Source organism: Kineococcus sp. R86509 (genome assembly GCF_042466365.1).
GTDB lineage: Bacteria > Actinomycetota > Actinomycetes > Actinomycetales > Kineococcaceae > Kineococcus.
Genome location: NZ_JAXHCE010000001.1, coordinates 2,471,395 through 2,496,520, shown reverse-complemented (window position 1 = coordinate 2,496,520; position 25,126 = coordinate 2,471,395). Strand labels below are relative to the sequence as shown.

At 72.5% G+C, this 25,126-nt stretch carries 22 protein-coding genes and 1 pseudogene; 12 read left to right on the top strand and 11 right to left on the bottom strand.

Translation table 11 applies throughout. From position 1 onward, the window contains the following. Positions 1 to 146: 146 nt before the first annotated feature. Complete coding sequence (locus SJY07_RS12125; RefSeq protein WP_328293999.1) at positions 147 to 401, top strand: hypothetical protein; 255 nt, start codon at positions 147 to 149, stop codon at positions 399 to 401. Between the two features lie 79 nt (positions 402 to 480). Next, complete coding sequence (locus tag SJY07_RS12120) at positions 481 to 984, top strand: GNAT family N-acetyltransferase (protein WP_380159374.1); 504 nt, start codon at positions 481 to 483, stop codon at positions 982 to 984. Between the two features lie 45 nt (positions 985 to 1,029). On the opposite strand, the pseudogene trpS reads toward SJY07_RS12120, so the two are convergent. The 4 genes and pseudogenes from trpS to SJY07_RS12100 form a co-directional block, all read right to left on the bottom strand. Continuing rightward, positions 1,030 to 2,113, bottom strand: a pseudogene (trpS, locus tag SJY07_RS12115) (tryptophan--tRNA ligase). A 281-nt stretch (positions 2,114 to 2,394) separates the two neighbouring features. Then, the gene (locus tag SJY07_RS12110; protein ID WP_328294002.1) at positions 2,395 to 3,426 is read right to left on the bottom strand and encodes a cell wall-binding repeat-containing protein; all 1,032 of its coding nucleotides are present in this window, start codon (positions 3,424 to 3,426) and stop codon (positions 2,395 to 2,397) included. A gap of 35 nt (positions 3,427 to 3,461) precedes the next feature. Next, entirely contained in the window at positions 3,462 to 4,397 is a 936-nt protein-coding gene (locus SJY07_RS12105) for a ferritin-like domain-containing protein (protein WP_380159371.1), read from the bottom strand. Positions 4,398 to 4,589: 192 nt separating this feature from the next. Then, positions 4,590 to 5,105, bottom strand: a complete 516-nt coding sequence (locus SJY07_RS12100) for an SSI family serine proteinase inhibitor (RefSeq protein WP_380159369.1) — start codon at positions 5,103 to 5,105, stop codon at positions 4,590 to 4,592. 230 nt (positions 5,106 to 5,335) lie between these two features. On the opposite strand from SJY07_RS12100, the gene SJY07_RS12095 reads away from it, so the two are divergent. Further along, the gene (locus tag SJY07_RS12095) at positions 5,336 to 7,378 is read left to right on the top strand and encodes a HelD family protein (RefSeq protein ID WP_380159367.1); all 2,043 of its coding nucleotides are present in this window, start codon (positions 5,336 to 5,338) and stop codon (positions 7,376 to 7,378) included. Between the two features lie 17 nt (positions 7,379 to 7,395). On the opposite strand, the gene SJY07_RS12090 is transcribed toward SJY07_RS12095, so the two are convergent. Further along, entirely contained in the window at positions 7,396 to 8,334 is a 939-nt protein-coding gene (locus SJY07_RS12090; protein ID WP_380162290.1) for a ribose-phosphate diphosphokinase, read from the bottom strand. Positions 8,335 to 8,395: 61 nt separating this feature from the next. Here SJY07_RS12090 and SJY07_RS12085 point away from each other — a divergent pair, with 61 nt between their 5' ends. After that, the gene (locus SJY07_RS12085) at positions 8,396 to 8,743 is read left to right on the top strand and encodes a rhodanese-like domain-containing protein (RefSeq protein WP_328294007.1); all 348 of its coding nucleotides are present in this window, start codon (positions 8,396 to 8,398) and stop codon (positions 8,741 to 8,743) included. Here SJY07_RS12085 and SJY07_RS12080 read toward each other — a convergent pair. Further along, positions 8,722 to 9,435, bottom strand: coding sequence for an alpha/beta hydrolase (locus SJY07_RS12080; RefSeq protein ID WP_328294008.1), 714 nt, complete (start codon positions 9,433 to 9,435; stop codon positions 8,722 to 8,724). The genes SJY07_RS12085 and SJY07_RS12080 overlap by 22 nt on opposite strands. 61 nt (positions 9,436 to 9,496) lie before the next feature. Continuing rightward, a complete protein-coding gene (locus tag SJY07_RS12075) occupies positions 9,497 to 10,444 on the bottom strand; it encodes a glucosyl-3-phosphoglycerate synthase (protein WP_380159364.1) in 948 nt (315 codons plus the stop codon). Between the two features lie 276 nt (positions 10,445 to 10,720). On the opposite strand from SJY07_RS12075, the gene SJY07_RS12070 reads away from it, so the two are divergent. The 5 genes from SJY07_RS12070 (at position 10,721) to SJY07_RS12050 (ending at position 16,167) form a co-directional block, all read left to right on the top strand. Beyond that, positions 10,721 to 11,149, top strand: coding sequence for an ATP-binding protein (locus SJY07_RS12070; RefSeq protein ID WP_328294010.1), 429 nt, complete (start codon positions 10,721 to 10,723; stop codon positions 11,147 to 11,149). A 112-nt stretch (positions 11,150 to 11,261) separates the two neighbouring features. Further along, positions 11,262 to 13,379, top strand: coding sequence for a SpoIIE family protein phosphatase (locus SJY07_RS12065; protein WP_380159362.1), 2,118 nt, complete (start codon positions 11,262 to 11,264; stop codon positions 13,377 to 13,379). A 9-nt stretch (positions 13,380 to 13,388) separates the two neighbouring features. Then, a complete protein-coding gene (locus SJY07_RS12060; protein WP_328294012.1) occupies positions 13,389 to 14,141 on the top strand; it encodes a glycosyltransferase in 753 nt (250 codons plus the stop codon). Beyond that, entirely contained in the window at positions 14,134 to 15,573 is a 1,440-nt protein-coding gene (locus tag SJY07_RS12055) for a hypothetical protein (RefSeq protein WP_380159359.1), read from the top strand. The genes SJY07_RS12060 and SJY07_RS12055 overlap by 8 nt, the downstream gene beginning before the upstream one ends. Before the next feature lie 192 nt (positions 15,574 to 15,765). After that, positions 15,766 to 16,167 (top strand): helix-turn-helix transcriptional regulator, encoded by a 402-nt coding sequence (locus SJY07_RS12050; RefSeq protein WP_328294014.1) that lies wholly within the window; start codon positions 15,766 to 15,768, stop codon positions 16,165 to 16,167. A gap of 9 nt (positions 16,168 to 16,176) precedes the next feature. On the opposite strand, the gene SJY07_RS12045 is transcribed toward SJY07_RS12050, so the two are convergent. Beyond that, complete coding sequence (locus SJY07_RS12045; RefSeq protein ID WP_328294015.1) at positions 16,177 to 16,857, bottom strand: PAS domain-containing protein; 681 nt, start codon at positions 16,855 to 16,857, stop codon at positions 16,177 to 16,179. A gap of 138 nt (positions 16,858 to 16,995) precedes the next feature. Between SJY07_RS12045 and SJY07_RS12040 the strand changes: the two genes are divergently transcribed. Together SJY07_RS12040 and SJY07_RS12035 are read left to right on the top strand one after the other, a co-directional pair. After that, positions 16,996 to 19,569, top strand: a complete 2,574-nt coding sequence (locus SJY07_RS12040; protein ID WP_380159356.1) for a DEAD/DEAH box helicase — start codon at positions 16,996 to 16,998, stop codon at positions 19,567 to 19,569. Between the two features lie 10 nt (positions 19,570 to 19,579). Then, positions 19,580 to 20,410: an endo alpha-1,4 polygalactosaminidase gene (locus SJY07_RS12035; RefSeq protein WP_380159354.1), complete on the top strand. Its 831-nt coding sequence runs from the start codon at positions 19,580 to 19,582 to the stop codon at positions 20,408 to 20,410. A 189-nt stretch (positions 20,411 to 20,599) separates the two neighbouring features. Here SJY07_RS12035 and SJY07_RS12030 read toward each other — a convergent pair whose 3' ends face one another. The 3 genes from SJY07_RS12030 to SJY07_RS12020 all read right to left on the bottom strand — a co-directional run bounded on the left by SJY07_RS12030 (position 20,600) and on the right by SJY07_RS12020 (position 23,712). After that, complete coding sequence (locus SJY07_RS12030; protein WP_380159352.1) at positions 20,600 to 21,733, bottom strand: ABC transporter substrate-binding protein; 1,134 nt, start codon at positions 21,731 to 21,733, stop codon at positions 20,600 to 20,602. Between the two features lie 491 nt (positions 21,734 to 22,224). Further along, complete coding sequence (locus tag SJY07_RS12025) at positions 22,225 to 22,746, bottom strand: MarR family transcriptional regulator (RefSeq protein ID WP_328294019.1); 522 nt, start codon at positions 22,744 to 22,746, stop codon at positions 22,225 to 22,227. A gap of 132 nt (positions 22,747 to 22,878) precedes the next feature. After that, on the bottom strand, positions 22,879 to 23,712 hold the full coding sequence (locus tag SJY07_RS12020; protein ID WP_380162288.1) for a DeoR/GlpR family DNA-binding transcription regulator: 834 nt from the start codon (positions 23,710 to 23,712) through the stop codon (positions 22,879 to 22,881). A gap of 92 nt (positions 23,713 to 23,804) precedes the next feature. Between SJY07_RS12020 and melA the strand changes: the two genes are divergently transcribed. Beyond that, complete coding sequence (gene melA, locus SJY07_RS12015; protein ID WP_380159350.1) at positions 23,805 to 25,121, top strand: alpha-galactosidase; 1,317 nt, start codon at positions 23,805 to 23,807, stop codon at positions 25,119 to 25,121. Positions 25,122 to 25,126: the final 5 nt, after the last annotated feature.

The window sequence follows — 25,126 nt, the reverse complement described above, 5'->3', positions numbered from 1 at the left end:
ACCCACGCCCTGCGGGGGAGGGTCCTCCTGCGGGAGTACCAGCGGTTCCACCCGCGGTCCGATGCGCCCGCACAGCTCCGTCCCCGATGCTCGAGGTGTTCGGTTCGAGTGGTCGAGCGCCGGGGGAGGCGTGGGGGATGGGTATCGTGACGAGCATTCTCGTCGGGGTCGTGGTTCCGCTGGGAACGCTGGTTCTCGCCGTCATGGCCGCTGCGGGTCGAGCCGCGCGTGAGGGGAGGGGCGACGGGCTGCTGCTCGTCGCCCCGCGCGGCGCCGAGTTCGGCGACGCGACGCGGATCGTCCTGCGCGCCGCCCGCGAGGAGGCGGGACCGTACGCGGAGGTCGTCCACCTGGACGAGCACCGGACGCGTCGCGCGGACAGCTCGCACGAGGCCGCCTGAACCCCGCTGACAGGATGACCGGTGTGCGGATCGCCGTCGGTCAGGTCGTGTCCGGCCCCTTCGCGGCCGGGGGCCGGCGGTGAACGACCTCGAGATCCGTCCCGTCGACCGGGCGGAGCACGACGTCGTGGCCTGGTTGTGGCAGTGCTTCCGTCACGACCTCGCCCTCGTGGTCTCCGCCCTCCCGTACCCCGACGGCCGCTACCAGACGCAGGGTCTGCCGTCCGGTGCGGACGGGGACGTCGCGACGTACCTCGCCTGGCGACCGCACCCGAGGACCGGGGAGGCGGCACCGGTGGGTTTCGCGGTCGTCGCGGGGTCGACGGGGGAACGTCGTGCGGTGACGGCGTTCTGGGTCGCGCCGGTCGCCCGTCGTGACGGGGTCGGGCGCCGGCTGGCCCTCGACGTCCTCGGCCGGCACGCGGGACCCTGGGACGTCGTCTTCCAGCACGACAACCTCACCGCCGGACGGTTCTGGCGCCGGATCGCCGACGAGGTGTTCGGGCCGGGTGGGTGGCGCGAGGAGGAGCGGGAGGTTCCCGGCCTTCCGCAGGAACCCCCGGACCACTGGATCACCACCTGACGTGCCGCCGGGGCGGGAACCCTGGGCGGGGAGCGTCCGACGGGATCAGTACGTCATCCCCATCGCCTCCCGCACCCGCTGCAGCGTGGTGTCCGCGACCTCGTTCGCGTGCGCGTTCCCGGCGGCGAAGACGGCGTGCAGGTGGTCGTCCGCTCCCGCCAGCTCGCGACGGCGGGCCCGCAGCGGTCGCAGGTGTTCGTTCACCGACTCCGTGACCAGGTGCTTCAACGCGGCCGAACCGCCGTCGCCGATCTCCTCGGCGAGCCCCTCGGGGGGGACGGCCGCAGCACAGCGAGGCCATCAGGAGGAGGTTCGCGACCTCGGGACGGTGCACCGGGTCGTAGCTGATCCGGCGCTCGGTGTCGGTGCGGGCGCTGCGCACCAGCCGCGCCGTCTCGTCCTCGTCGGCCCGCAACGGGATGGAGTTCCCGGCGCTCTTGCTCATCTTCGCGCCGTCGGTCCCCAGCAGCAGCGGCGCGGCCGAGAGGAGGGCCTCGGGTTCGGGGAACACCTGGCCGTAGCGCTCCCCGAAGCGACGGGCCACGAGGCGTGCGGTCTCCAGGTGCGGCAACTGGTCCTGTCCGACCGGGACGAGGTTCGCACCGGAGAACAGGATGTCGGCCGCCTGGTGGACGGGGTAGGTCAGCAGCAGCCCGTTGGGTCCAGCTGCGCCGGAACCCCGGCGGGTGGCCGCCGCGGTCTCGGCCCTGACCGTGGGGTTCCGCTGGAGTTCCGCGACGCTCACCAGGCTGAGGAAGGGCAGCACCAGCTGGTTCAGCGCGGGAACGGCGCTGTGGGTGAAGACGGTCGCCCCGGGAACCCCGGAACCGTCGCGCACGGACAACCCCGCGGCCAGGTGGTCGAGGAGCACCTCGCGGACGTTCCCGCGGACGTCGCCGACGGAATCGCGGTCGGTGATCACCTGGTAGTCGGCGATCACGACGAAGACCTCGATCCCGGCCGTCTGGAGGCGGACCCGGTTGGCGAGCGTCCCGACGTAGTGGCCGAGGTGCAGGGGGCCGGTGGGGCGGTCGCCGGTCAGGACGCGGAAACGTCCGGGATCGGCGAGCAGGTCGTGTTCGAGTTCGGCGCTGCGTCGTCGCGCGACGTCGATGGAGGTGGTGGACAACGGGAACTCCCGGGGACGGGAGCCACCCACCGCACGTGTGCCACCCCGTGGCCCCGACCGCCGGTGGGCGGCTCGGGACGTGGAGGGTCGCGACAGCCGCCTTACGGCGACTGCCACCCGGTGCACGGGGTCGTGGACACGCTGCGACGGTACCCGCTTCGCGCCTCCCGCGGTAAGGGTTTCCCCTCGTGCTGCGGCCGGACGCAGATCGCCCCCCTCGTCCGCGCCGAGGCGGTGGACGAAGGGGGCGACTGACGTGGGTGTTCGTGGAGCGGGTGGGACTACTGGACCGCTGCGGTCGCCGCGTCCGCGGTGGCCTGCGGCACCGACGGGGTTCCGCCGAAGATCCATCCGGTGCCCGGGAGGACGTAGTTGCCCTTCTTCGCGACCAGGTAGGCCTTCGTGCTGTCGCCCAGGGAGCCGTCGAAGCCGGTGAAGACGAGCGACACCCCGTAGGAACCCGCGACCGGGGCCGCGGCGAGCGCGTCGGCCGCGGTGGCGTCCGTCCCGCCGACGAGGGCCACGCTCTGCGGGTCGAAGTTGTCGTTCGCGATGACGTCGTCGGCGATCTTGGTGGCCGTCTCCTGGCGGTTCGCACCGCCGAGGCGCTGGGTCCCCGCGACCTGGGTGTAGACGGAGTCGGAGACCGACGTCGAACTCCCCAGCACGACCCGGTTCGTCGTCCCGAGTTCCTTCAGGGCGTCCGCGGTCGCGGCCGGGACGCTGTTCGGGTCGGTCAGCAGGATCGGGTAGTTCCGGGCCCACGCGACCGGTCCGGCGGCGAGGGCGTCGGCGGTGGAGAGCCCGCTGGCGATGAACACCTGTTCCGGTGCGTCACCGGAGTCGTCGGCCTCCGCGACCAGGGCGGAGGTCTCGTAGCGGTCCGCGCCGGCGAGGCGGTGCACGGTCTTGCCCGCTGCCTTCCAGGCGTCCTCCTGGGCCTGCGAGACCCGGTTGGTGCCGCCGACGATCCAGACGTCGGTGGCCCCGAGACGCGCGATCTCGGTCGCGGTGGAGGCCGGCACGGCGTTCGTGTCGGTGTAGAGGATCGGGGCGCTCTTCAGGCCCGCGAGGTAGGACGCGGTGAGGCCGTCGACGGTGGCGTACCCGTTGACGATGACGATGTCGCTCGCCGTGTCGTCGGTGGGGTAGAGCAGCTTCGAGGCGGCCACGGCCGTCGCGAAGCGGTCCGCGCCCGAGATGCGGTGGTCGAACTTGAAGCCGGTGGCCGCCTGCGCGGGCAGGGCGACGGAGACGGTGGTGCCGAGGCCGACGAGCACGGCGACACCGGCGGTGATGACGGATCTCTTCACGGTGTTCTTCTTTCGAGAGGTCGAGGGGGACAGGGTCAGCTGGTCTTGAGGTCGCCGTTGAGACCGGCGGGGTAGAACCCGCCCTTGCTGACGCCGGTGCCCGGGGTCAGGTACACGATGTTGAGGACTTCCTGCGGCGAACGGCTGAACGCGATCGAGTTCGCGTCGGTCGGGACGAGGTTCGCGCGCCCGGACGCACCGGTCGTGATGCCCTGGTCCTTGTCCGCGCCGGCCCCGTCGAGGGAGTCGCGGGCGTCGGAGATGGCGTTGGTGGGGGTGGAGAGGCCGTTCTCGTAGAGCAGGGTGCGCACGATGCCCGCGTGGTACGCCTCGACGGCGAGGATCCCGGCCGCGGCCTCGAGGTAGTCCTTGTTCTGGATGAGCGGTGCCGCGCCCTTATAGGCGGTGACCCCGACGTCTTCGAAGAGGAACGCCCCGAGCAGGAAGAACGCCTCGGAGGAGAACGGGTCGAAGGTCTCGCCCTGCTTGATGACCCCGGCGGCGACGGCCGCACCGGTGAAGGAGCTCTGCAGGTCGATGGCCGGACGGGAGACGGCGGCGCTGCCGAGGGCCGTACGCAGGAACTTCACGTGGGCGATCTCGTCGTTGGCGATCTCTTCGGCGTAGTAGCGCATCGACTTGCTCTTGAAGGGCACCCGGTGCCCGCCGGTGACGCCACCCATGGTGCCGGTACCGGTGGCCATGGCTTCGGACAGGCCGTGGCCGTAGGCGGCGAAGCAGTAGAACTCGGCTTCGAGGTATTCCAAGTTGAGGGCGAAGTTGAGAACCGTGCCGTCACTGATGGGGTCGCCCGGGGCGGCTTCCGCGGGGGCGGCGACGGAAGCTCCGACGAGGCCGGCGCCGACGGTGCCGGCGGACAGCAGGCCCATGCCGCGCAGGAAGTTCCTGCGGTCGGCGGGGGTCTCGGAACTGCGGTTGATCATGTCGACGATGAGAGACTTCTTGAACATGGGCAGCCTTAGAGTCAGGGCGCCGTCCTTGGCACCGGTGCTCGACGCGGCAGGTGTCACGTCGTCGTCTTCGGACATCAGACGTTCGGTGCCGGTCGTGCCCTGGATGGGTACGGCTCAACACGTTCTGAGGTCGCCTCAACACACCTTGCCCTGACCGCGCTCTTTTCGCTACTCCTTGTGATCAATTGCCTACATCGCGCCAGGAGAGCCGCCGGGCACCGATCCCGGCTGCAGGAGCGGGGCGAGGCGGTCCCAGCGGGCGATCTCGCACCCGTCGGTCCGCACGAAGCGGGCGTCGACGCTGACGCCGTCCCAGGTCCCCTGGACGGTCGCGACCTGCGGACCGCCGTAGATCATCGTGCAGGCCATGTCCTTTTCGACGGGTGCCCACGGGTCCTTCGCCGCGGCGATCGCCGCGCAGGCGTTCGTGGCGTCGGGGTGGTCGCCCGAGACGGTCCCGTCGATCGAGCAGGCCAGCTGCCAGGTCTGGCGGGTGCCGTTCCCGTCGTCGAGGGCGACGGTCAGCGACCTCTCGGCGGGGGTCGTCGTCGCCGACGGACCGGACGGGCTCGAACTGCTCATCGTGGGACTCCCTGCCTGTTCCTGTCCGCAACCGCCGAGGACCGCGAGACCGGCCAGGGCGATCACGGCGAGACCGCCCCGTGCTGCCGGGACGGCCCTGCGGGCCTTCGTTCGTGCGGTCACCCGGGTACGACGCGGCGTGGCCGGCGCCGGTTCCCGCCGGTGCGACACGCGGGCGGTGACAGGGCCGCACCACCACCGTAGGCTGGGGCTTTTGACCACTTCCGGGAATTCTCAGAACCACCACGTTCATCATCCCGCGAACGGTGTCGAGATCACAACGTTGTTGTCCCGCAGCGATTCCGGCAGAATCAGTCGGCTCTCACGAACCGGGTCGAGCTCCAGGAGGAACCGTGTCCGACCACGACGGCGTCCTCGCCGCCGAGCAGTCCCACCTCGACCACGCCCGTGCGGAACTCGCCCGCATGCGCGAGCACACGCTGTCCCTCGTCCCCGACGGTGGGGACGCCATCGCCGACGAGGCCCTCGCCTGGGCCCTGCACCGCCGCGCCCTCAGCCTCGTCGACGACCCGTCGACGACGCTGTTCTTCGGTCGCACCGACCACGACGACGGCCAGCGCCTGCACATCGGGCGCCGCCACGTCACCGACTCCCACGGCGACCCCGTCGTCATCGACTGGCGCGCCGACGTCTCGCGCGGCTTCTACCGGGCCACCCGCGACGACCGCGCGGGGGTGCGATTGCGCCGCCGGTTCGGGGTCGAGGAGGGCCGGCTGACGGCCTACGAGGACGAGCACCTCGTCGACCGGCACGAGCAGGACCACTCCAGCGCCATCCTGGCCCGCGAGATCGAGCGCCCACGCTCCGGCCCCATGCGCGACATCGTCGCCACCATCCAGCCCGAGCAGGACGCCCTGGTGCGCGCCGACGCCCAGACCACGGTCTGCGTCCAGGGGGCCCCCGGAACCGGGAAGACGGCCGTCGGTCTGCACCGCGCGGCGTGGTTGCTCTACGCCCACCGCGAGCGCCTGACCCGGCAGGGCGTGCTGGTCATCGGGCCGAACCGGGCGTTCCTGTCGCACATCTCGGCCGTGCTGCCCGCGCTGGGTGAGGTCGAGGTCGAGCAGCGCACCGTCACCGAACTCCTGACCGTCGCGGGCGACGGGCGCAAGGAGGTGCGGTTGCGCGGTGAGGAACCCCCCTCGGTGGCCACGCTCAAGGGGGACGGGCGGATGGCCGAGGTGGTGCGCCGGGCGGTGTGGTCGGCCGTGGGCGACCCGGCGCAGGTCCTCGAGAGCGGGGCCGTCGTCGTCACCCGCGGGTCGCGGCGGTGGCGGGTCCCCGGCTACCTCGTCAAGGACCTCCTGCACGAGCTGACCCACCGCGGGATCCGCTACGAGGCCGCGCGAGCCCTGCTGCCGCAACGGCTCTCGCACGCCGTCCTGCAGTTGTTCGAAGCGGCGGGGGACTCCCCGGACGACGTGGTGCAGGACGCCGTCGCCCGCAGCGCCGAGGTGAGGAAGGCCGTGAAGCTGCTGATGCCGGCCCAGGACGCGGCGAAGGTGCTGTGGCGGCTGCTGTCCGACCGCGAGTTCCTCGTCGCGAACTCGCAGGACCTGCTGACCGGGGCCGAACGCGACCTGCTGCTGTGGCCGAGACCCCCGCGCACCGCGGGGACCGCGAAGTGGACGGCCGCCGACAGCGTCCTCCTCGACGAGATCGGCGACCAGCTGCAGCGCACCCGGTCCCGCGCCCACGTCGTCCTCGACGAGGCGCAGGACCTCTCCGCCATGCAGCTGCGCGCCGTCGGCCGGCGCTGCAGCACGGGTGCGGCGACCGTCCTCGGCGACATCGCCCAGGGGACGACGCCGTGGTCGGCGAGCAGCTGGGACGACGTGCTCGGCCACCTCGGGAAACCCGACGGCAGCCTCGAGGTCCTCGACCGGGGTTTCCGCGTCCCCTCGGCCGTCATCGACTACGCGGCGAGACTGCTGCCCCGCATCGCTCCCGACCTCTCCGTCCCGACGTCGGTGCGTGACGACCCCGGACGCCTCGACGTCCTCGAGGTTCCCGACCCGGTGGCGTGGTCGGCGACGGTCGCCGCGCAACTGCTGGCCGAGGAGGGTTCCGTCGGTGTGGTCGTGGCGGCGAACTCGCTCGAGGCGGTGGCCTCGACGTTGACCGCGGCGGGGGTCGAGTTCTCCCGGCTCGACGAGGTCGTCGAAGGTGATGTGCAGCAACGGGTGTCGCTGGTCCCGGCGAGCCTGGTCAAGGGTCTGGAGTTCGACCGGGTGCTCGTCGTGGAACCCGCCGACATCGTCGACGGGGAACCCGACGAGCGCACCGGCCTGCGCCGCCTCTACGTGAGCCTCACCCGCGCGGTCACCGCGATGGTGGTGCTGCACTCCCGGGAACTCCCGCCGGAACTCGCCTGACCGGCGACCCCGGGTGGTCAGTGCTGGAACAGGGCGCTGACGGACTCGCCTTCGTGGATGTGGCGGATCGCGGTCGCCAGCGCCGGGGCCACCGAGATGACGGACAGCCCGGGGCGCGGGCCGCCGCGCAGCGGCACGGTGTCGGTGCAGACGACCTCGTCGATGTCGGGGTGCTTGATGAGGCGGTCGAGGGCGTCGCCGGCGAAGATCCCGTGGGTGCAGGCCACCCGGATGCTGGCGACCTTCAGCTCCTTCAGGCGGGCGACGAGCTCGAAGACGGTGCTGCCCTTGGCGATCTCGTCGTCGAGGACGATGACGTCCTTGCCGGTGACCTCGCCGATGACGTTGGCGATGACGACCCGGTCGTCGGGGAAGCGCTGCTTGGCGCCGGCGGCGACCCCGCAGCCGAGCATCCGTGCGAAGGCGGCCGCGGGTTTCGCGTAGCCGAGGTCCGGGGAGACCACGACGGTGTTGGAGAGGTCGTCGCCGTCGAAGTGCGTCGCGAGCTGGTGCAGCGCGTGCAGGTGGTCGACGGGGATCCGGAAGAACCCGTGGACCTGTGGGGAGTGCAGGGTCATCGCGAGCACGTGGTCGGCGCCGGCGGTCTCGAGCAGGTCCGCCACGAGGCGACCGCCGATCGAGATGCGGCCGGCGTCCTTCTTGTCCGAGCGCGCGTAGGCGTAGTGCGGCATGACGGCGGTGACGCGTCCGGCGGAGGCGTGCTTGGCGGCGTCGAGCATGAGCAGCAGCTCGACCAGCGCCTCCTGCACCGGGGGGACCAGCGGCTGGATGATGTAGACGTCGCGCTGGCGGCAGTTGGCCTCGAGCTGGACCTCGAGGCAGTCGTTGGAGAAGCGGCTCACCCGGGTGGGGGAGAGGGCGATGCCCATCTCCGCGGCCACCGCCCGGGCCAGCTCGGGATGGGCCGAACCACTGAAGAGGGCGATGTCTCGCAGGCTGTCACGCACGAGGCGCCACGCTAGCCCCCGTCGTCCCCGGGCGACGTAGGGTCGGGGCATGACCGACTCGAACACCTTCGACGTCGACGGGGTCCGCACCACCACGGTGACGGACCTGGCCGACGACGCCGTGATCATCGACGTCCGTGAGGACGACGAGTGGGAGGCGGGCCACATCCCCTCCGCCGTGCACATCCCGATGGGCCAGGTGCCGCAGCGACTGGGGGACCTCCCCGACGGTGAGCTCCACATCGTCTGCCGCTCCGGCGGCCGCTCGCGCCGGACGACGGAGTGGCTGCAGCGCAACGGCTACGACGCCGTCAACGTCGACGGCGGGATGTCGGCGTGGGCCGAGGCCGGCCGCGGCATGGAGTCGAGCTCCGGTCAGGAGCCGTTCGTCCGCTGAGCCACCCGCTCGAGCAGGCCCCGCAGCAGGTCGTTGACCTCCGCGGGCCGCTCGAACGGCGGGGAGTGCCCGCAGTCCAGGACGTGCAGCTCGGCGTCGGGCAGCAGTCGCGTCGCCCGTTCGGCGTCCGCGACCGGGCGGGCGACGTCGTGCAGGCCGTGCATCACCAGCGCCGGGACGTCGAGGCCGCGCAGCGCCTGGCTGACGTCGAGGGCCTGCTGGCTGCGCAGCGCCTGCACGGCGTGCTCGGGCTCGATCCGGGCGGGGTACCCGAGCAGCAGCGAGCGCAGCGGTTCGTCGGGCGGCTTCGCCACCGAACGGGCCAGGAAGCTCGCGAAGAACTCCGGGCCCCACCCGGTGAGGACCCGGTCGATGACCCGGCTGACGTCACCCTGCGTGCGCATGTGTGCGCCGGTGTCGCAGAGCGCGATCCCGCGCAGCCGCTCGCCGAGGGCCTGCCCCGCGAGCGCCGCGACGACTCCGCCGGTGGAGTGGCCGAACAGGACGACGGGACCGGGGACGAGCGCGGCGACGCGCGACGCGACGGTGCGCAGGTCGTGCGGGGGTGGGTCCTCCAGCCAGCCCACGGTGCGGACGTCGACTCCCAGGTCCCGCGTGCACTCCGCGTAGGCCGCCGGGGGGCACAACGTCCCCGGGACGCAGACGAGGGTCACGCGGTCGAGCGGTGGCACAGGAGGAACCCTAGGACCGGACGACCGGTCTCCCGCAAGGACCCGCCCCCGCGGGGGAGGGTCAGGAGACCTTCGCGGTGCGCCGGGCGTAGCCCGCGACGGTGTTCATCGGGGGACGTTCCGCGGTGTCGAGGACGTGGGTGACGGGGGCGTAGTGGCCGTAGCCGTCGCGGGCGAACTGGGTGATCGAGGGCGCGTCGGAGCGCTCCCCGGAGGCGCGCTGGTGCACGACGTGGGTGATCTGGGTGGCCATCCGGCCCAGGGCCGCGGTGTCCTGGTGGCTGTGCTGGCGGCGGCCGAGGTCGACCTGGGCGATCGCCGGGAGTCCGCGCAGTTCCAGGGTGTCGATGAGCATGGCGATCTCGACGCCGTACCCGCCGCAGAAGGGGATCGCCTCGAGCAGGCGGCGGCGCCCGGCGTACTCCCCGGCCAGGGGCTGGACCATCCCGGCCAGGTCCGGGTAGAAGCGGCTGATCAGCGGTCGGGCGACGAGTTCGGTGACCCGACCGCCCGAGGTGGACCCGGCGCCCTCGAGCGGGCGGTCGTAGCAGCCCTTGACCAGCTCGACCGTGGGGTCGGTGAGCAACGGGCCGAGCAGGCCGGTGACGAGCTGCGGCTGGGGGTCCACGAGGTCGGCGTCGACGAAGACGACGACGTCGCCGGTGGTGACCGCGAGGGACTTCCACAGGACCTCGCCCTTGCCGGGGCGGGACCCGACCTCGGGCAGGACCTCGTCGCGGTGGTGGACGGTCGCGCCGGCCTCGGTGGCGACCCGTGCGGTGTCGTCGGTGGAGCCGGAGTCCATGACGACGATCTCGTCGACGAGACCGGTGTCGTGGGCCAGTCGGTGGACCATCCGGACGACCCGCCCGACGGTGGCCTCCTCGTCGAGGGCGGGCAGCACCACGCTGACCCGGGTGCCGGCCTTCTGGGCGCGGAGGCGGTCGATGGGCCAGTCCCGCGCGCGGGACGTCGACCTGTCGAACCAGGTCTGCACGGGCAGCTTCACGACGACCTCCAGTGGGCAGCAACGGATCTCACCGTCGCACGAGGTCGTCCGGGAAGGACACCCGCCGACGGGGAAGTTCACCTGGCCGTCACACGGGACCCCCGCAGACCCGGTGACGTTTCGGCCACGTTGCGGCGGGGAGTCCGGCAGGTCTCCGGGTGTCCCGTTCCGCGGGGCCGTGGAGTCCCAGGTTTGACTTCCCCGGACCCCGGGTACCCGTGGCTCGGTCAGACAGGGACGCGACGAGAGGGAACCATGCCGACGGGAGCACGACCCGTGCCGGCCACGCACTGGGCGACCTTCGCCCACGACGCGGCGTCGGTGCCACGGGCACGACACGTCGTCCGGGGTGTCCTCGACGGGGCGGGTCTCGACGAGATGGCCACGGCCGAGATCGAGATCGTCCTCTCGGAGATCGTGGGCAACGCCATCCGGCACGCCCGGCCCCTCGGCGACGGCGCCATCCACGTGCAGTGCGAGATCACCGTCGAGGTGCAGCCGCACGTCGAGATCGCCGTGACCGACGGCGGCTCGCCCGGTCGGATGGTCCACCAACGCGTCGCGGGGGAGTCCGACACCAGCGGTCGGGGGTTGTTCATCGTCGACGGCCTCGCCGACGAGTGGGGTGTCGTGGAGAACCTCGAGAACCTCAGCCGCACGGTGTGGGCCTCCTTCGGCGGTCCGACGAGGCATCACCCGCACTGACCCGTTCGGTCACTCCCTGCCGCTGATCGACCACCCAGCGCGGATGGTTCGGCTACGGTTCGGTCACGATCGGGCACCGGCCGGATCGGTGACCCGGACCGGAGGCGACTGCGTGGACTCGTCGGCGGCCATCCCTGCCCTCGAGCGACTGCACCGCACCGCCACCGAACTCGCCGCGGCGCTCGACGTCCGAGAAGCCGTCACCGCCGTGCTGCGCACCGGGCGCGACGTCCTCGCCACCAGCACCTGCGGGGTCTCCCTGCTCGACGAGACGGGGACCGTCCTGGTCCCGCAGCTGCCCGCCGAGGGCGACCTCACCGGCCTCGGCGTCGGACGGCCCGTCCCGCTGGCCTCCGCGACGCCCAGCGCCGAAGCGGCCCGCACGTCGCGTCCGGTGCTGCTGCACGACCGTGCCGAGCTGGCGGCCCGCTTCGGGGGCGGACCCGGCGGGCTCAACGACAGCGTCCTGGCCCAGGGCGAGCACTCCTGGGCGATGTACCCGCTGCTGGCCCGCGGGAAGCTCGTCGGCGTCCTCCGGTTCGGCTTCACCCGCGAGGGGTCCCTCGACGGGGAGCAGCAGGTCTTCGCGGCCACCCTCGCCGGGCAGTGCGCCCTCGCCGTCGAACGGGCCAGCCTGCTGCGCGAGGCCCGGATCTCCGAACGTCGCTACCGGACCCTGGCCGAAGCGGGGTCGCTCGACGTGTTCACCGTGCGCCCGGGGCACGGCGTCACCGGGACCATGCCCGGCTGGACCGCGCTCACCGGCCGCGCCGACGTCGGCGGCCGGGCCTGGCAGCACGACGTCCACCCCGACGACCTGCCCGCCGTCCTGCGGACCTTCCGCGACGCCGTCGCCGCGCGCTCCGGGGCCCGCTTCCGGTTCCGGATCGCGACCCCCGACGGCTGGCGGACCCTCGCCGCCGTCGCCGTCCCCGTGCTCAGCGAGCCCACCGCCCCCGACTCCGAGGTCCTGGAGTGGGTCGGGTCCCTCGACGACGTCACCGACCGGGCCCGCGCCACCCGGCGCACCCGCACCCTGCAGGCGCTGACCGCCGCGATCGCCACCGCCACGACCTACCCGGACCTGCTCGACGCCGTCCTGCGCGTCTGCCTCGACGGCCTCGGAGCCGTCCGCGCCACCGTCGTCCTCGCCGACGGCGAGGGGTCGGCCCTGAGCCTGCACCGCATGCTCACCGACCGCGAGCGCCGTACCGGGCAGGTGCCCGAGGTGACCCTCGAGCAGCTCACCGCCTTCGCGGGGGCCAGCGGGCGCTACCTCGTCGGGGCGCGCGGGATCGCGGGCCTCTCCGACGTGGTCCGCGGGAACTTCGAGGCCGCCCACGCCGCCGGCGAGACCGCGTGGGCGGTGCTGCCGCTGGCCACCCGTCGTCGTCGCCTCGGGACGCTGACCCTCGGCTTCACCGAACCGGGGGTCGACGACGAGGAGGAGCGGGAGTTCCTGCTCGCCTTCGCGGGGCAGGTCTCCAGCGCCCTGGAACGGATGCAGCTGCTGGAGACCGAGCGCGACCAGGCCACCGTGCTGCAGGAGGCGTTGCGGCCCGGCCCGTTGCCGGACGTGGACTGGCTCGCGACGCACCGCTCGGCGACGACGAGCGCGGGGGTCGAGGTCGGCGGCGACTGGGCGGAGATCATCCCGTTGAGCGGTGACCGGGTCGCCGTCGTGCTCGGTGACGTCATGGGCCGGGGGGTGCGCGCGGCGACGGTGATGGGCGAGGTCCGCACCCAGGTCCGCACCCTGGCCCTCATCGACCCGCACCCCACGGCGGTGCTGCGCGGCCTCGACGCCTGCGCGGCCGCGGGCGGCGGCGAGGACCTCGTGACGATCTTCTACGGCGTGCTGCACCGCGACGGCCGGTTGTCGGCGGCCAGTGCCGGGCACCTGCCCCCGTTGACGTGCAGCGAGGGCCCGCACTACCTCGACGTCCCCCCGGGGGTGCCGATCGGGGTGGAGGGCGACCCGCGCCGCGACGTCCTCGACGTGCGGCTGGCGCCGGGCAGCGCGCTGGTCGTGTTCTCCGACGGGCTGGTCGAGACCCGCACGCGGTCGCTGACCGAGGGGCTGGCGGAGGTGCTGGGGCACTTCCACGACCAGGCGTACGGCACGCCGGCCGAGATCGTCGAGGCGCTGGTCGCGCAGATGGTCGAGACCGGCGACACCGGTGGGGCCGCGGACGACGACGTCACGGTGCTCGGCCTGCGGCTGCGCTAGTTTCGCCGGGTGCCACCCCTGAGCCCGTCCCCGACCGTCGCGGTCGTGATCCCGGCCAAGGACGAGCAGGACCGGATCGCCGCCACCGTGCGCGCGGTCCGTTCGCTGCCCGACGTCGACCTCGTCGTGGTCGTGGACGACGGGTCGGGTGACGCCACGTCGAAGGCCGCGCGCGACGCGGGGGCGCTCGTCGTCGCCCACGCCCGCAACCGCGGCAAGGCCGCGGCGATGCAGACCGGCGCCCGCGCCGTCGCGGAGTTCGAGGCGGCCCGCCCGCGCGAGGGGCTGCGCGCCCGTCCGCTCCTCTTCGTCGACGCCGACCTCGCCGACAGCGCCGTGCGGACCTGGCCGCTGGCGCTGCCCGTGCTGGCCGGGGCCGCGGACATGACGATCGCGGTGCTGCCCCGCCAGTCCACCGCCGGGGGCGGGCACGGGTTCGTCGTCGGCCTGTCCCGCAAGGGGACCGTGGCCGCCGCGGGCTGGTCGCCGGAGCAACCGCTGTCGGGGATGCGCTGCCTGACCCGGGCCGCGTTCGAGGCGGCGTTGCCGCTGGCCCCGGGCTGGGGCGTCGAGACCGCGCTGACGATCGACCTGCTGCGCGCGGGGTTCCGGGTGCGCGAGGTGCCCTGCGACCTGCACCACCGGGTCACCGGCTCCGACTGGCGCTCGCAGCTGCACCGCGCGGCGCAGTACCGCGACGTCGCCCGCGCCCTCGGACGGCGCCGCCTCGCCGACGTGCTCCGTCGCGTCACCGGTGTCTGAGCGACCGCTGACCCCGGTGCGCCTCGCCGGCGGGTGTCTGGTCCTGTCCCTGCTCTGCTGGGCCGTCGTCGCGCTCGCCGGCCCCTCCGCCGCCGTCCCCCCGCTCGGGGGCGGCGCCGGGTCCTTCGACCTGGGCCTGCGGCCGTCGTCGGGGCTGGTGACGGCGCTGCTGGCCGCGTCCGTGCTGTCCGGGGGCGGTGCGCTGCTCGCCGGCTGGCGGGCCGTGGCCCGGGGGTGGCACCCGCGCCGGTTCGTGCTCGTCGCGCTGATCGGCGCGGTGCTGTTCACGCTGCTGCCCCCCGTCGGTTCCGCCGACCACCTCAGCTACGCCGCCTACGGCCGGATCGCGGCGCTCGGCGGCGACCCCTACAGCCAGCCGCCGGACACCTTCGCCGGCGGGCACGACCCGGTGACCTCCGCGGTGCGCGACCCGTGGCGCTCCACCACCTCCGTCTACGGCCCCGTCGGGGCGCTGCTCATGGCGCTGGCCTCCCTCGGGGGCGGGGACTCCGTGCGCACGACGGTCTCGTGCTGGCAGGTCCTGCTGCTGCTCGCGTGGCTCGCGAGCGCCCTGGCGCTGCGGGTCGCGGTGCGCGACCCGCAGCGGCGGGCCCGGGCCCAGCTGCTGTGGACCGCGAACCCGCTGCTGCTGACCGTCGGGCTCAGCGGCGCCCACGCCGACGTCCTCGCCGGGACCGCGGCGCTCGCGACCCTGCTCGCGGCGCGTCGCCACCCGTTCTGGGCGGGGGTGGCGCTCGCGGTCGCCGTCGGGACGAAGCTGCCCTACGGCGCGGTGGCCCTCGGGGTGCTGCTCGCCGCGCGGGCGGGCGGGTACCTGACCCGCGGGTGGCTGCTGCGGGGTGCGGCGGGGGCGTTGCTGCTGCTGGTCCCCGCGCACGTCTGGGCGGGCCCGCACGCCTACGACCAGACCCGCACCGCGAGCCGCTACGTCTCGCTGGCCACGGTCTGGCGCCCGCTGGTCGAGGCGGGGATGCCGCGCGGGTGGCTGCTGCCGGGGATGGTGCTGGTGATGGCGGCGGTGGCGTTCGCCTGGTGGCGCCTGCTGGTGCGCGGTGACGCCCTGACGCGGGCGGCGGGGGTGAGCACGGTCCTCGCCGCCGGGTACCTGCTGGGGACGGCCTACGAGCTGCCCTGGTACGACCTGCTGCTGTGGGGGCCGCTGGCCCTGGCCCTCGCGGCTCCGTCCTCGACGGGGGTGCTGACGGGGGTGCTGACGGGGAGGTTGACGCTGCTCGCGCTGGCCTACGTGCCGGGGCTGGTGGACGGGATGAGCCCGTCCGTCGAGGCGCTCACCCTGGGCTACCGCAAGGAGGTGGGTCCGTGGGTCTCGTGGAGCGCGCTGGTCGTCGTCCTCGTCGTGGGACTCCTCCTGCGCCGGAGGGCCCCGCGAGGCGACTCTGTGGGACATTGAGGGGAAGGCTCACCGTGCCTCCTCCGGGGTCCTCGACGGTTCATCCGGTCGGGTGGTGTTTTGACAGCGGGGTTCAGAACGGTCGGTCACACCCCGAACGTTTCAGAACGGAGTGAGCCGCTCCCGTGCGACACCGGCACCACAGCGAGCCAGGACCAGTGGACCAGCGGCGTGAAGAGGTAGAACACCAGGATGGAGCAGAACAACGTGGCGGTCGTCGACGGCAACCGGGTCCAGGTCCCCAACGACTGGTGGGGCGACGTCCTGCGGACGGTCGCGGACGGCGACCGCCGGATGATCGTCGAGGACGCGGCGGGCAACCGCTTCGTCGTCGTCTCCGAGGCCCGCTACCGCGCCCTCGAGGAGGCCGGGCGCGGAACCGCCCCCGCCCGCCCCGGGGTCAGCCTCACCGCCCGTGAGCAGGAGATCCTGCAGATGATCGCCGACGGGTGCCCCGGATCCGTCGTGGCCGAGCGCCTCGGCCTCGCCCCCAACACCGTCGCCCAGCACCTCGCCTCGGTGCGTCGCAAGTACGGCGTGCGCTCCTCCGCCGCCGCCGCCGCGGTCGCCCGCCAGGACGGTCTCATCTCCTGACGCCCCGGGTCAGGGGCTGGGCATCGTGAAGCCCACGACCTGCTCGGTCCCCCCGTCCTCCCCGGCCAGGGCGTGGCCCACGGTCGAGACCCACAGGACGCTGCCGTCCTCGTGCAGGACCCGGAACCGCATGCTCAACGACGCCTGCTTCTCGAACGCGTGACGCGTCGCGTCGGCCACCAGCCCCACGTCCGCGGGGTGCACGTTGCGCATCGACTCCGCCCACGGCAACCGGTGCTGCCGCGCGGGGAACCCCAGCAGTCCGCTCACCCGCTCGTCGAGGTCGATGACCGGGGGGTCGACGTGCATCGCGAACGCCCCCGACGGGGTCTGCGGCAGTCCCCGCGTCGCCGCCCACGCCGCCATCGCCAGCGGGTCCACCGTCGCCACCGCCAGGTCGACCCGGGCCCGCAGCTCGGGGGGGAGCTCCGTCAGGACCGCCTCGCCCACGCTGCTCGTCGCGAGCAGGCGGACGAGCAGGTGGAAGGGGATGGCGTCCCCCTGCACCAGCAGGCCGGCGGTCCGGCCGTGGTCGTCGTCGAGGGCCAGGGCGTCCACCAGCTCGGTGGTGCGCGGGTCGGGGCCCGGGGGGAGGTCGTCACCCCAGAGCGCCTCCAGGTCCGCGCGCACCTGCTCCGCGCGTCGCCGGACGTGGTGCTCCCGGGACAGGCTCTCGTCGATCGTGCTCACCCCTGTCGTCGTGGTGCGTCAGGTCAGGATGCTGCACGAACCCTGTGAGCACCAGGAGCGATCACCAGCGCGTCGTCGCGGCGCCCGCGGGCACTCGTCCAGCGGAGCGGGGTCCCCCGGTGCGACGATGGGCGCGCCATGACTGCGACCACAGACATCCCCCAGCTCACCGACCTGCTGCCGGCCCCGGGCGACGACGACCCCGACCTCGTCTACGAGGCGTTCTCGACGTGGGTGACCTCACGCGGCATCGAGCTGTACCCCGCGCAGCAGGAGGCGCTCATCGAGGTGGTCGCCGGCTCCAACGTCGTGCTCGCCACCCCGACCGGTTCCGGCAAGTCCCTCGTCGCCGCCGGGGCCCACGCCGCCGCGCTGAGCGCCGGGATCCGGTCCTTCTACACCGCGCCGCTCAAGGCCCTCGTGAGCGAGAAGTTCTTCTCCCTCGTCGAGGTCTTCGGCGCCGAACGCGTCGGGATGATGACGGGCGACGCCTCGGTGAACCCCGGCGCACCGATCATCTGCTGCACCGCCGAGATCCTCGCCAACGTCGCGCTGCGCTCCGGCGCCTTCGCCGACGTCGGCCAGGTCGTCATGGACGAGTTCCACTTCTACGCCGACCCCGACCGCGGCTGGGCCTGGCAGGTCCCGATCGTCGAGCTCCCGCAGGTGCAGTTCCTCCTCATGTCGGCGACGCTGGGCGACACCACGGCCCTGCGTGAGGACCTGACCCGGCGGACCGGGCGGCCCACCGCCAGCGTCACCTCGGTGGAACGGCCCGTCCCGCTGCACTACTCCTACGCGACCACCCCGCTGCAGGAGACCGTCGAGGAACTCCTGCACACCGACCGGGCCCCCGTCTACGTCGTGCACTCCACCCAGGCCGCCGCCGTGGAGCAGGCGCAGTCGCTGACCAGCGCGAAGATCGCCACCCGCGAGCAGCGCGACGCCATCGCCGACGCCATCGGCGGGTTCCGCTTCGCCGCCGGCTTCGGCAAGGTCCTCAACCGGCTGCTGCGGATGGGCGTCGGCGTCCACCACGCCGGGATGCTGCCGAAGTACCGGCGCCTCGTCGAGACCCTCGCCCAGGCCGGGCTCCTCAAGGTCATCTGCGGCACCGACACCCTCGGCGTCGGCATCAACGTCCCCATCCGCACCGTCCTCTTCGGGGGGCTGACCAAGTTCGACGGCCGCCGCAACCGCCACTACCGCGTCCGGGAGTTCCACCAGATCGCCGGCCGGGCCGGGCGGGCCGGGTTCGACACCGCGGGTACCGTCGTCGTCCAGGCTCCCGAGCACGAGGTCGAGAACGCCCGTCGCGTCGCCCGCGCCGGGGACGACCCCAAGAAGCTCAAGCGCGTCCAGCGGGTCAAGGCGCCCGAGGGGTTCATCTCCTGGTCGCAGGCGACCATGGACAAGCTCGTCGCCGGTGAACCCGAACAGCTGACGTCGCACTTCCGGGTCACCACGTCGATGCTGCTGAACGTCCTGCAGCGCCCGGGGAACCCCGTCGAGGCCATGCGGCACCTGCTGCTGGACAACCACGAACCCCGCAAGAACCAGATCAAGCACGTCCGGCGAGCCGTCGAACTCGCCCGCGCCCTGCTCGACGCCGGGATCATCGAGACGCTGCCCGAACCCCTCGCCGACGGACGTCAGGTCCGCCTCGTGGGCGACCTGCAGCTCGACTTCGCGCTCAACCAGCCGCTGTCGCCGTACGCGCTGGCCGTCATCGACGAACTCCTCGACCCCGAGTCCCTCACCTACGCCCTCGACGTCGTCTCCGTCATCGAGGCGACCCTCGACGAACCCATGAAGATCCTGCTCGCCCAGCGCTCCAAGGCCAAGGGGGAGGCGGTGCAACGGATGAAGGCCGACGGCATCGAGTACGAGGAACGCATGGAACTCCTCGAGGACGTCGAGTGGCCGCAGCCGCTGGCCGAGGAACTGCGCGGCGCCTACGAGACCTACCGCACCGGGAACCCCTGGGTCGGCGACTACGAGGTGAAACCCAAGTCCGTCGTCCGCGACATGTACGAACGCGCGATGACCTTCGGGGACTACGTCCAGTACTACCAGCTGGCCCGCTCCGAGGGTCTCGTCCTGCGCTACCTCTCCGACGCCTACAAGGCCCTCAAGCAGACCGTCCCCGACGACGCCCGCACCGAGGAACTCATCGACCTCGTCGAGTGGCTCGGGGAGGTCGTGCGCCAGACCGACTCCTCGTTGCTGGCGGAGTGGGAGGCGCTGCGCGACGGCGTCGACCCGGCCGACGTCGAGAACGTCCCCCACAACGGCGCGGCACCGCAGGAGGAGGAGACTCCGCCCGTCACCGCGAACTCCCGCGCCTTCCGCGTCCTGGTGCGCAACGCGATGTTCCGGTTCGTCGAACTCTGCGCCCTCGACCGGCCCGCCGCGCTCGCGGAACTCGAGGGGTCCCCCGACGAGGGCACCTGGGGCGACCAGCTCGACGCGTACTACGACGACCACGACACCATCGGCACCGGCCCCGACGCCCGCGGTCCGCACCTGCTGCAGGTCGACGACGGTTCCGGGCCGGACGCGAAGGGCTCGAAGCGGAACTGGTACGTGCGTCAGGTCCTCGAGGACCCGGCGGGTGACCGGGACTGGGGGATCGTCGCCGAGGTCGACCTCGACGCCTCCGACGAGGCCGGGGCCGCCGTGCTGAAGGTCGCGGGTCTCCTGCGGCTCTGACGCGACCCCCGTGCGACGTCTCACCACACCCCTCGCGACGCTCGGGCTGTGCGCGGCCCTGCTCGTCACCGGTGGGTCCGGGACGTCCGGTACATCCGGTACCGCTGCCCCGCAACGGCTCCCGGCGAACGGGCGCTTCGACTACCAGATCGGCGGTGCCTACACCCCCGACGCCTCCGCGGCGATCGTCGACCGCGACCGGTCCGCGGGGCCCGCCGGGGGGACGTACGACATCTGCTACGTCAACGCGTTCCAGACCCAACCCGCGGAGGAGGCGTTCTGGACGGGGTCGCACCCGGACCTGCTGCTGCGCGACGAGGACGGCGGCCTCGTGGAGGACCCGGACTGGCCGGGCGAGTTCTTCCTGGACGTCTCCACCGCCGGGAAGCGGGCCGACGTCGCGGAGATCGTCGGCGGCTGGATCGACGGTTGCCGCGACGACGGTTTCGAGGCCGTCGAACCCGACAACCTCGACACGTGGACGCGGTCGGGCGGCAGGCTGACCGAGGCGGACGCCGTCGCGTACGCGACCCTGCTGGCGGACCGTGCCCACGCCGACGGTCTCGCGATCGCGCAGAAGAACGCGGGGAGCCTCGGATCGATCGGCCGGGATTCCGTGGGGTTCGACTTCGCGATCGCCGAGGAGTGCCAGAACTACTCCGAGTGCGACGACTACACCGACGTCTACGGGGACGACGTCCTCGAGGTCGAGTACACGGACAACCCCCGTACCGCGTACACGACGGCCTGCGCGGCGCAGGGCAGGAGGATCTCGGTCCTCCTGCGCGACCGCGACGTCGTGCCGCGCGGAGACGAGGCGTACCACGACGAGACCTGCTAGGCGGGTCTCGCGGATCGCGAGTTCGGCTCGGGGGACCAGGATCCCGTGTGAACCCCGCATCCCGCCCGCCTGTCCGGAGCGGAGCCGAGGGGATCGGATCCCCCTCCGCGACAGATCCCCGTCGGAGGCCGGCGGACCTCGACCCCGATGCCCGCCGGCCCAGCACCCACCGTGTCGGTGCGCGCTCGTTCAGCGTCCGGGGTGCAACCCCAGCACGCCGGGGCTGGGTGCACCCTGGACCTCGCCGAAGTACAACGAGAACGTCTGACGCCAGCGCTCCACCTCGGCCCGGTCGGCCATGAAACGGGGGAACCCGTCCAGGTGGGCGTCACGGTTCTGCCAGATCGGGGCGAGGTCTCCCGCGGGTTTCACGTCGGTTCGTACCGACCAGCCGTTGAAGGAGTTCTGCTGCACCGGGACCGAGAGCTGCCAGTTCAGGTACAGCTTCGCGGCAGCGGGGTGTGCCGCGCGCTTCAGCAGGGCGGCGCGCTGCCCCCAGGCCATGAAGGGGTGGCCGGCCGGGGTGACCCACCGGACGCCCGGGGCCAGCGGACCGGTGAGGGAACCGGCACCGGCGATGCCGATCGTCTTCCTGCCCGAGGCCACGGCCTCGACGGGGGTGTTCGTTCCGCGGGCGAACTGCGGGTTCTGCGCGGCGAGCCGGCCCACCCAGTCCCAGCCGTAGGTCTCGGCGTAGAGCTTGTAGAGGTACAGCGCGGCGTCGTCGTCGTTGGGGTAGGAGGACGCGATCGCGCCGCGCCAGCGCGGGTCGGCCAGGTCGCGTGGGGTGGCGGGTGCGCTCGCACCCAGGGAGACCTGGTGCATGTAGCTGAAGGCGTAGACCGCGACGGCGATCCACGCACCGTCCTCATCGCGGAACGCGGGGTGCAGGGCGCCGAAACCCGCGGGCTTGTACGGCTGCAGGACGCCCTGCTGCTTCCAGCGGGTGAAGTCCTGCAACGTCTGGAGCTGGACGACGTCGGCGACCAGGGAGCGGGTGGCCAGCTGGTTGTCGACCCGGACGTCGTGGTACTTGCTGTAGTCCACGATCATCTTCAGGTCGATGGCCGGGAACTGCGCCGTGAAGGCGGTCTTGGCGGCGTCCTGCTGGTCGGGGGTGTCGCCGCCGGCGTACACGACGAGTTCACCGCCTTCGCTGCGGGCCGCCGCGTACAACGCGTCCAGCGATCTGCTCTCCTCCCTGACCCGCCGCGAACCGGTGGTGCTCGCGGACGCGGTGGGCGCGGTCATCGCGCCCAGTGCGGAGGCACCGAGAACAGCGCCGCCGGCCTTGAGGAGTCCGCGTCGATCGATCTGGCTCATGGAGAACCCCTGTGGGTGAGTGGGACGTGGCGGACCGGGCAGGTCCGACCGGGTTCCCGGCCGGGGACGGAAGAAGAGTGCCGGGCCGGGGCGGTGCTGATCGAGTGGTGCGGATCGAGTGGTGTCGGTGTCGCGCCGAACCCCGTCCTCGATCGTCGCGGGGTGGTGTGGGAAGGCGTGGATCCGCCTCCCCGGATGGTGCAGCGACACGTTCAGCGTAGGCATCTTTACTTTAAGCGTCAAGTCATTCGTGCCGGGGATCCGCTGTCTCGACGGGGTAGGGACCACCACGTGGTTTCGGGACGACGACCGCGAATCCCGCGATCGGGCAACGGGATCCGGTCCCGGAAACGGTCGTCCCGGATCGCGCGGGCGCTCCGTCGGCAAGGGGTCGGACGGTTTCACCCGACGACCCGACCGCGACGCCTCGGGCGGGTTCGGACCAGGTCGCGCGGATCACGCCGCGTTCGAGGAACTGCTGACGGTGGCGGTCAGGCTCCGTCGGGGCGGTTCGCGCGCGACGCGGACCCGAAGGCCTCCGCGGGCAGCTCGACTCCCAGACCGCTCTCGATGCGGACACAGGCGTCCTTGAGGTATCGGGCCTGGGTCTTCGTCAACCGGTCGAAGACGGCCTGGCGCACGGTCGCGACGTGCCCGGGGGCCGAGACCACCACCTTCTCCCACCCCTGCTCGCTCAAGGTGGCCAGGGTGGTCCTCCCGTCCGCGGGGTCGGGACGCCTGCTGACGTACCCCTGGCGTTGCAGACGGGAGACCACGTGGGACAACCGTGAGAGCGAGCCGTTGGACAACGCCGCGAGTTCGCTCATGCGCCGGGTCCGGTCGGGAGACTCCGAGAGCACGGCCATGACGAAGTACTCGAAGTGGCTGAGCCCGGCATCACGCTGCAGCTGCGCATCCAGGGCGTTGGGCAGGGCGGTGAGCAGTACCGTCAGGGCCAGCCACACCTGACGCTCCTGCTCGTCGAGCCAGCGCGTCTCCTCAGCGTCGCCCACGTCCTCAGCTTACGTGCACGCGAACCGGGGGTGTGGCCGACAACACGCGATGGGTGAGCTGCTGCTGCGGAGCGGGACCCGGCGGATGCGCCGACGTCCCGTGGGCCCGCGGCGGACCGACGGTCCAGGACGCTAGACCCCGTCCTGGACCGTGACGACGTGGACGCGGGTTCCGAGGGTCCGGATCCGCTGGAGTTCCTCGGCGGGGGCGGCGCTGTCGGTGACGAGGTCGCCGACGCTCTCGAGCCCGGCGACCTTGGCCAGGGTGATCCGTCCGATCTTGGAGGAGTCCGCGACGACGACCGTCCGCTGGGCGTGTCGGATCATGGCCGCGTTCGTCCGCGCCTCGGTCTCGTCGTGCGTCGTGATCCCGCCCTCGGCGCTCACCCCGTCCACACCGAGGATCGCCATGCCCACGTTGATGGAGGCGAAGGAGTTCTCGGCGAGCGCCCCCACCAGCTCGAAGGAGTTCGCGCGGATCAGGCCACCGGTCATCATCACCCGCAGGTTCGGCCGGGACCCGATCTCGGTGGCCGTCGTCAGCGAGTTCGTGACGATCGTCAGGTCGGTGCGGAAGATCAGCGCCCGCGCGACGCCCGCGGCCGTCGTCCCGCCCCCGATGGCGATCGCGAACGGCCCCTCGGGCAGGAAGGTGGCGGCGCGGCGGGCGATGAGTTGCTTGACCTGGTGCGATTGCCCCGCGCGCAACCGCACCGGTAGTTCCAGCGCCGGGGCGAGGACCCGCGCGCCGCCGTGCGTCCGCGACAGCAGCCCTTGTCCTTCGAGGTCGGCGAGGTCGCGGCGGACGGTCGCGACCGACACGCCGAGTTCGGTGACGAGGTCCTGCAGGCTCACGTCACCGCGTTCGTTGAGCACGCCGAGGATCGTCACCAGCCGGTCGGCACGTTTGCCGGAACCCGCGCGCGGGAGGGCCTCCGAGCCGCCGAGGGCGTGGCCACCGGGCATCTCCACCGCACCAATCACTCGAACCGATCAACCAGAATGAGCGTTTCGCTCAGAATATTGCGTCCATCGCGCAGTCGGAACACCATCCTGGCATGACACGAGTCACCTTCGTCGGGGCCGGGAGCGTCGAGTTCACCCGCCAGCTGGTGGGGGACCTCCTGAGGTTCGACGACCTCGGCCCGCTCGACCTGCGGCTCTTCGACATCGACGAGCGCCGCCTCGCCGTGGCCGAGGGCACCGCCCGGCAGGTCGGCGAACGCCTGAACCGCCCCCTGACGACCACCGCGACCACCGACCGGCGCCGCGCCCTCGCCGACGCCGACTTCGTCGTCGACATGGTGCAGATCGGCGGCATCGAGGCCACCCGCCACGACCTGGAGATCCCGGCCCGCTACGGGTTGCGCCAGACGATCGGCGACACCACCGGGGTGGGCGGGGTCTTCCGCGCGCTGCGCACGTTCCCCTTCCTCACCGCCCTCACCGCGGACATCCGCGACGTGGCGCCGGACGCGGTCTTCCTGAACTACACCAACCCGATGGCGATGAACGTCTGGTGGACCAGCCTCGTCGCCCCGGAACTCACCACCCTGGGGTTGTGCCACAGCGTCTACTGGACCGCCCACGACCTCGCGGAGCTCGTCGGGTTGTCCGTCGAGCAGACCAGGTTCCGGGCGGCCGGCGTCAACCACCAGGCGTGGTTGCTGGAGTGGACCCACGGGGGTCGTGACCTCTACCCGGTGCTGCGCGAGCGCATCGCCGCCGACCCGGAACTGCTGCGCCGCGTCCGCGTCGAGGTCTTCCGCCGGATCGGCTACTACCCGACCGAGACGAGCGAGCACTCCTCGGAGTACCTGCCGTGGTTCCTCCGCGACCAGGAGCAGGTCGAGAGGTTCCGGCTGCGGCCGATGGAGTACCTGGAGATCTCCGAGAACAACGTCCGTGAGTTCCACGCGGCCGAACGCGCCCTCGCCGCGGGTGAACCGCTGGCGCTCGAGGAGGAGGCGGCCGAGTACGCGCCGCAGGTCATCCACTCCCTCGTCACCGGCACCGAACGCGAGATCCACGCCAACGTCGTCAACCGGGGCCTGATCGACAACCTGCCCGCCGGGTGCGTCGTCGAGGTGCCGACCACCGTGGGCGTCGGCGGGATCTCCCCGGTCCCGATGGGTTCCCTGCCGGTGCAGGCCGCAGCGGTGAACCGCCCCTACGTCTCGGTCGCCGAGCTCACGATCGAGGCCGCCCGGACCGGGGACCCGCGCCTCGTGCGCCAGGCGGTGCTCGTGGACCCCAACGCGAGCTCGACGCTCACGCCCGAGCGGATCTGGGCGCTGTGCAACGACCTCGTCGCCGCCCACGGCGACCTGCTGCCGCCAGAACTGCGCGTGCAGCTGCCGGTCGACGCCCTGTAGTCCAG

Excerpts from the sequence above, each read along its gene's own strand:
- SJY07_RS12050 (WP_328294014.1), top strand. The coding sequence starts at position 15,766 with ATGGAGCAGAACAACGTGGCGGTCGTCGACGGCAACCGGGTCCAGGTC.
- SJY07_RS12020 (WP_380162288.1), bottom strand. The coding sequence starts at position 23,712 with ATGCCCGGTGGCCACGCCCTCGGCGGCTCGGAGGCCCTCCCGCGCGCG.
- SJY07_RS12085 (WP_328294007.1), top strand. The coding sequence starts at position 8,396 with ATGACCGACTCGAACACCTTCGACGTCGACGGGGTCCGCACCACCACG.
- SJY07_RS12030 (WP_380159352.1), bottom strand. The coding sequence starts at position 21,733 with ATGAGCCAGATCGATCGACGCGGACTCCTCAAGGCCGGCGGCGCTGTT.
- SJY07_RS12105 (WP_380159371.1), bottom strand. The coding sequence starts at position 4,397 with ATGTTCAAGAAGTCTCTCATCGTCGACATGATCAACCGCAGTTCCGAG.
- melA (WP_380159350.1), top strand. The coding sequence starts at position 23,805 with ATGACACGAGTCACCTTCGTCGGGGCCGGGAGCGTCGAGTTCACCCGC.
- SJY07_RS12040 (WP_380159356.1), top strand. The coding sequence starts at position 16,996 with ATGACTGCGACCACAGACATCCCCCAGCTCACCGACCTGCTGCCGGCC.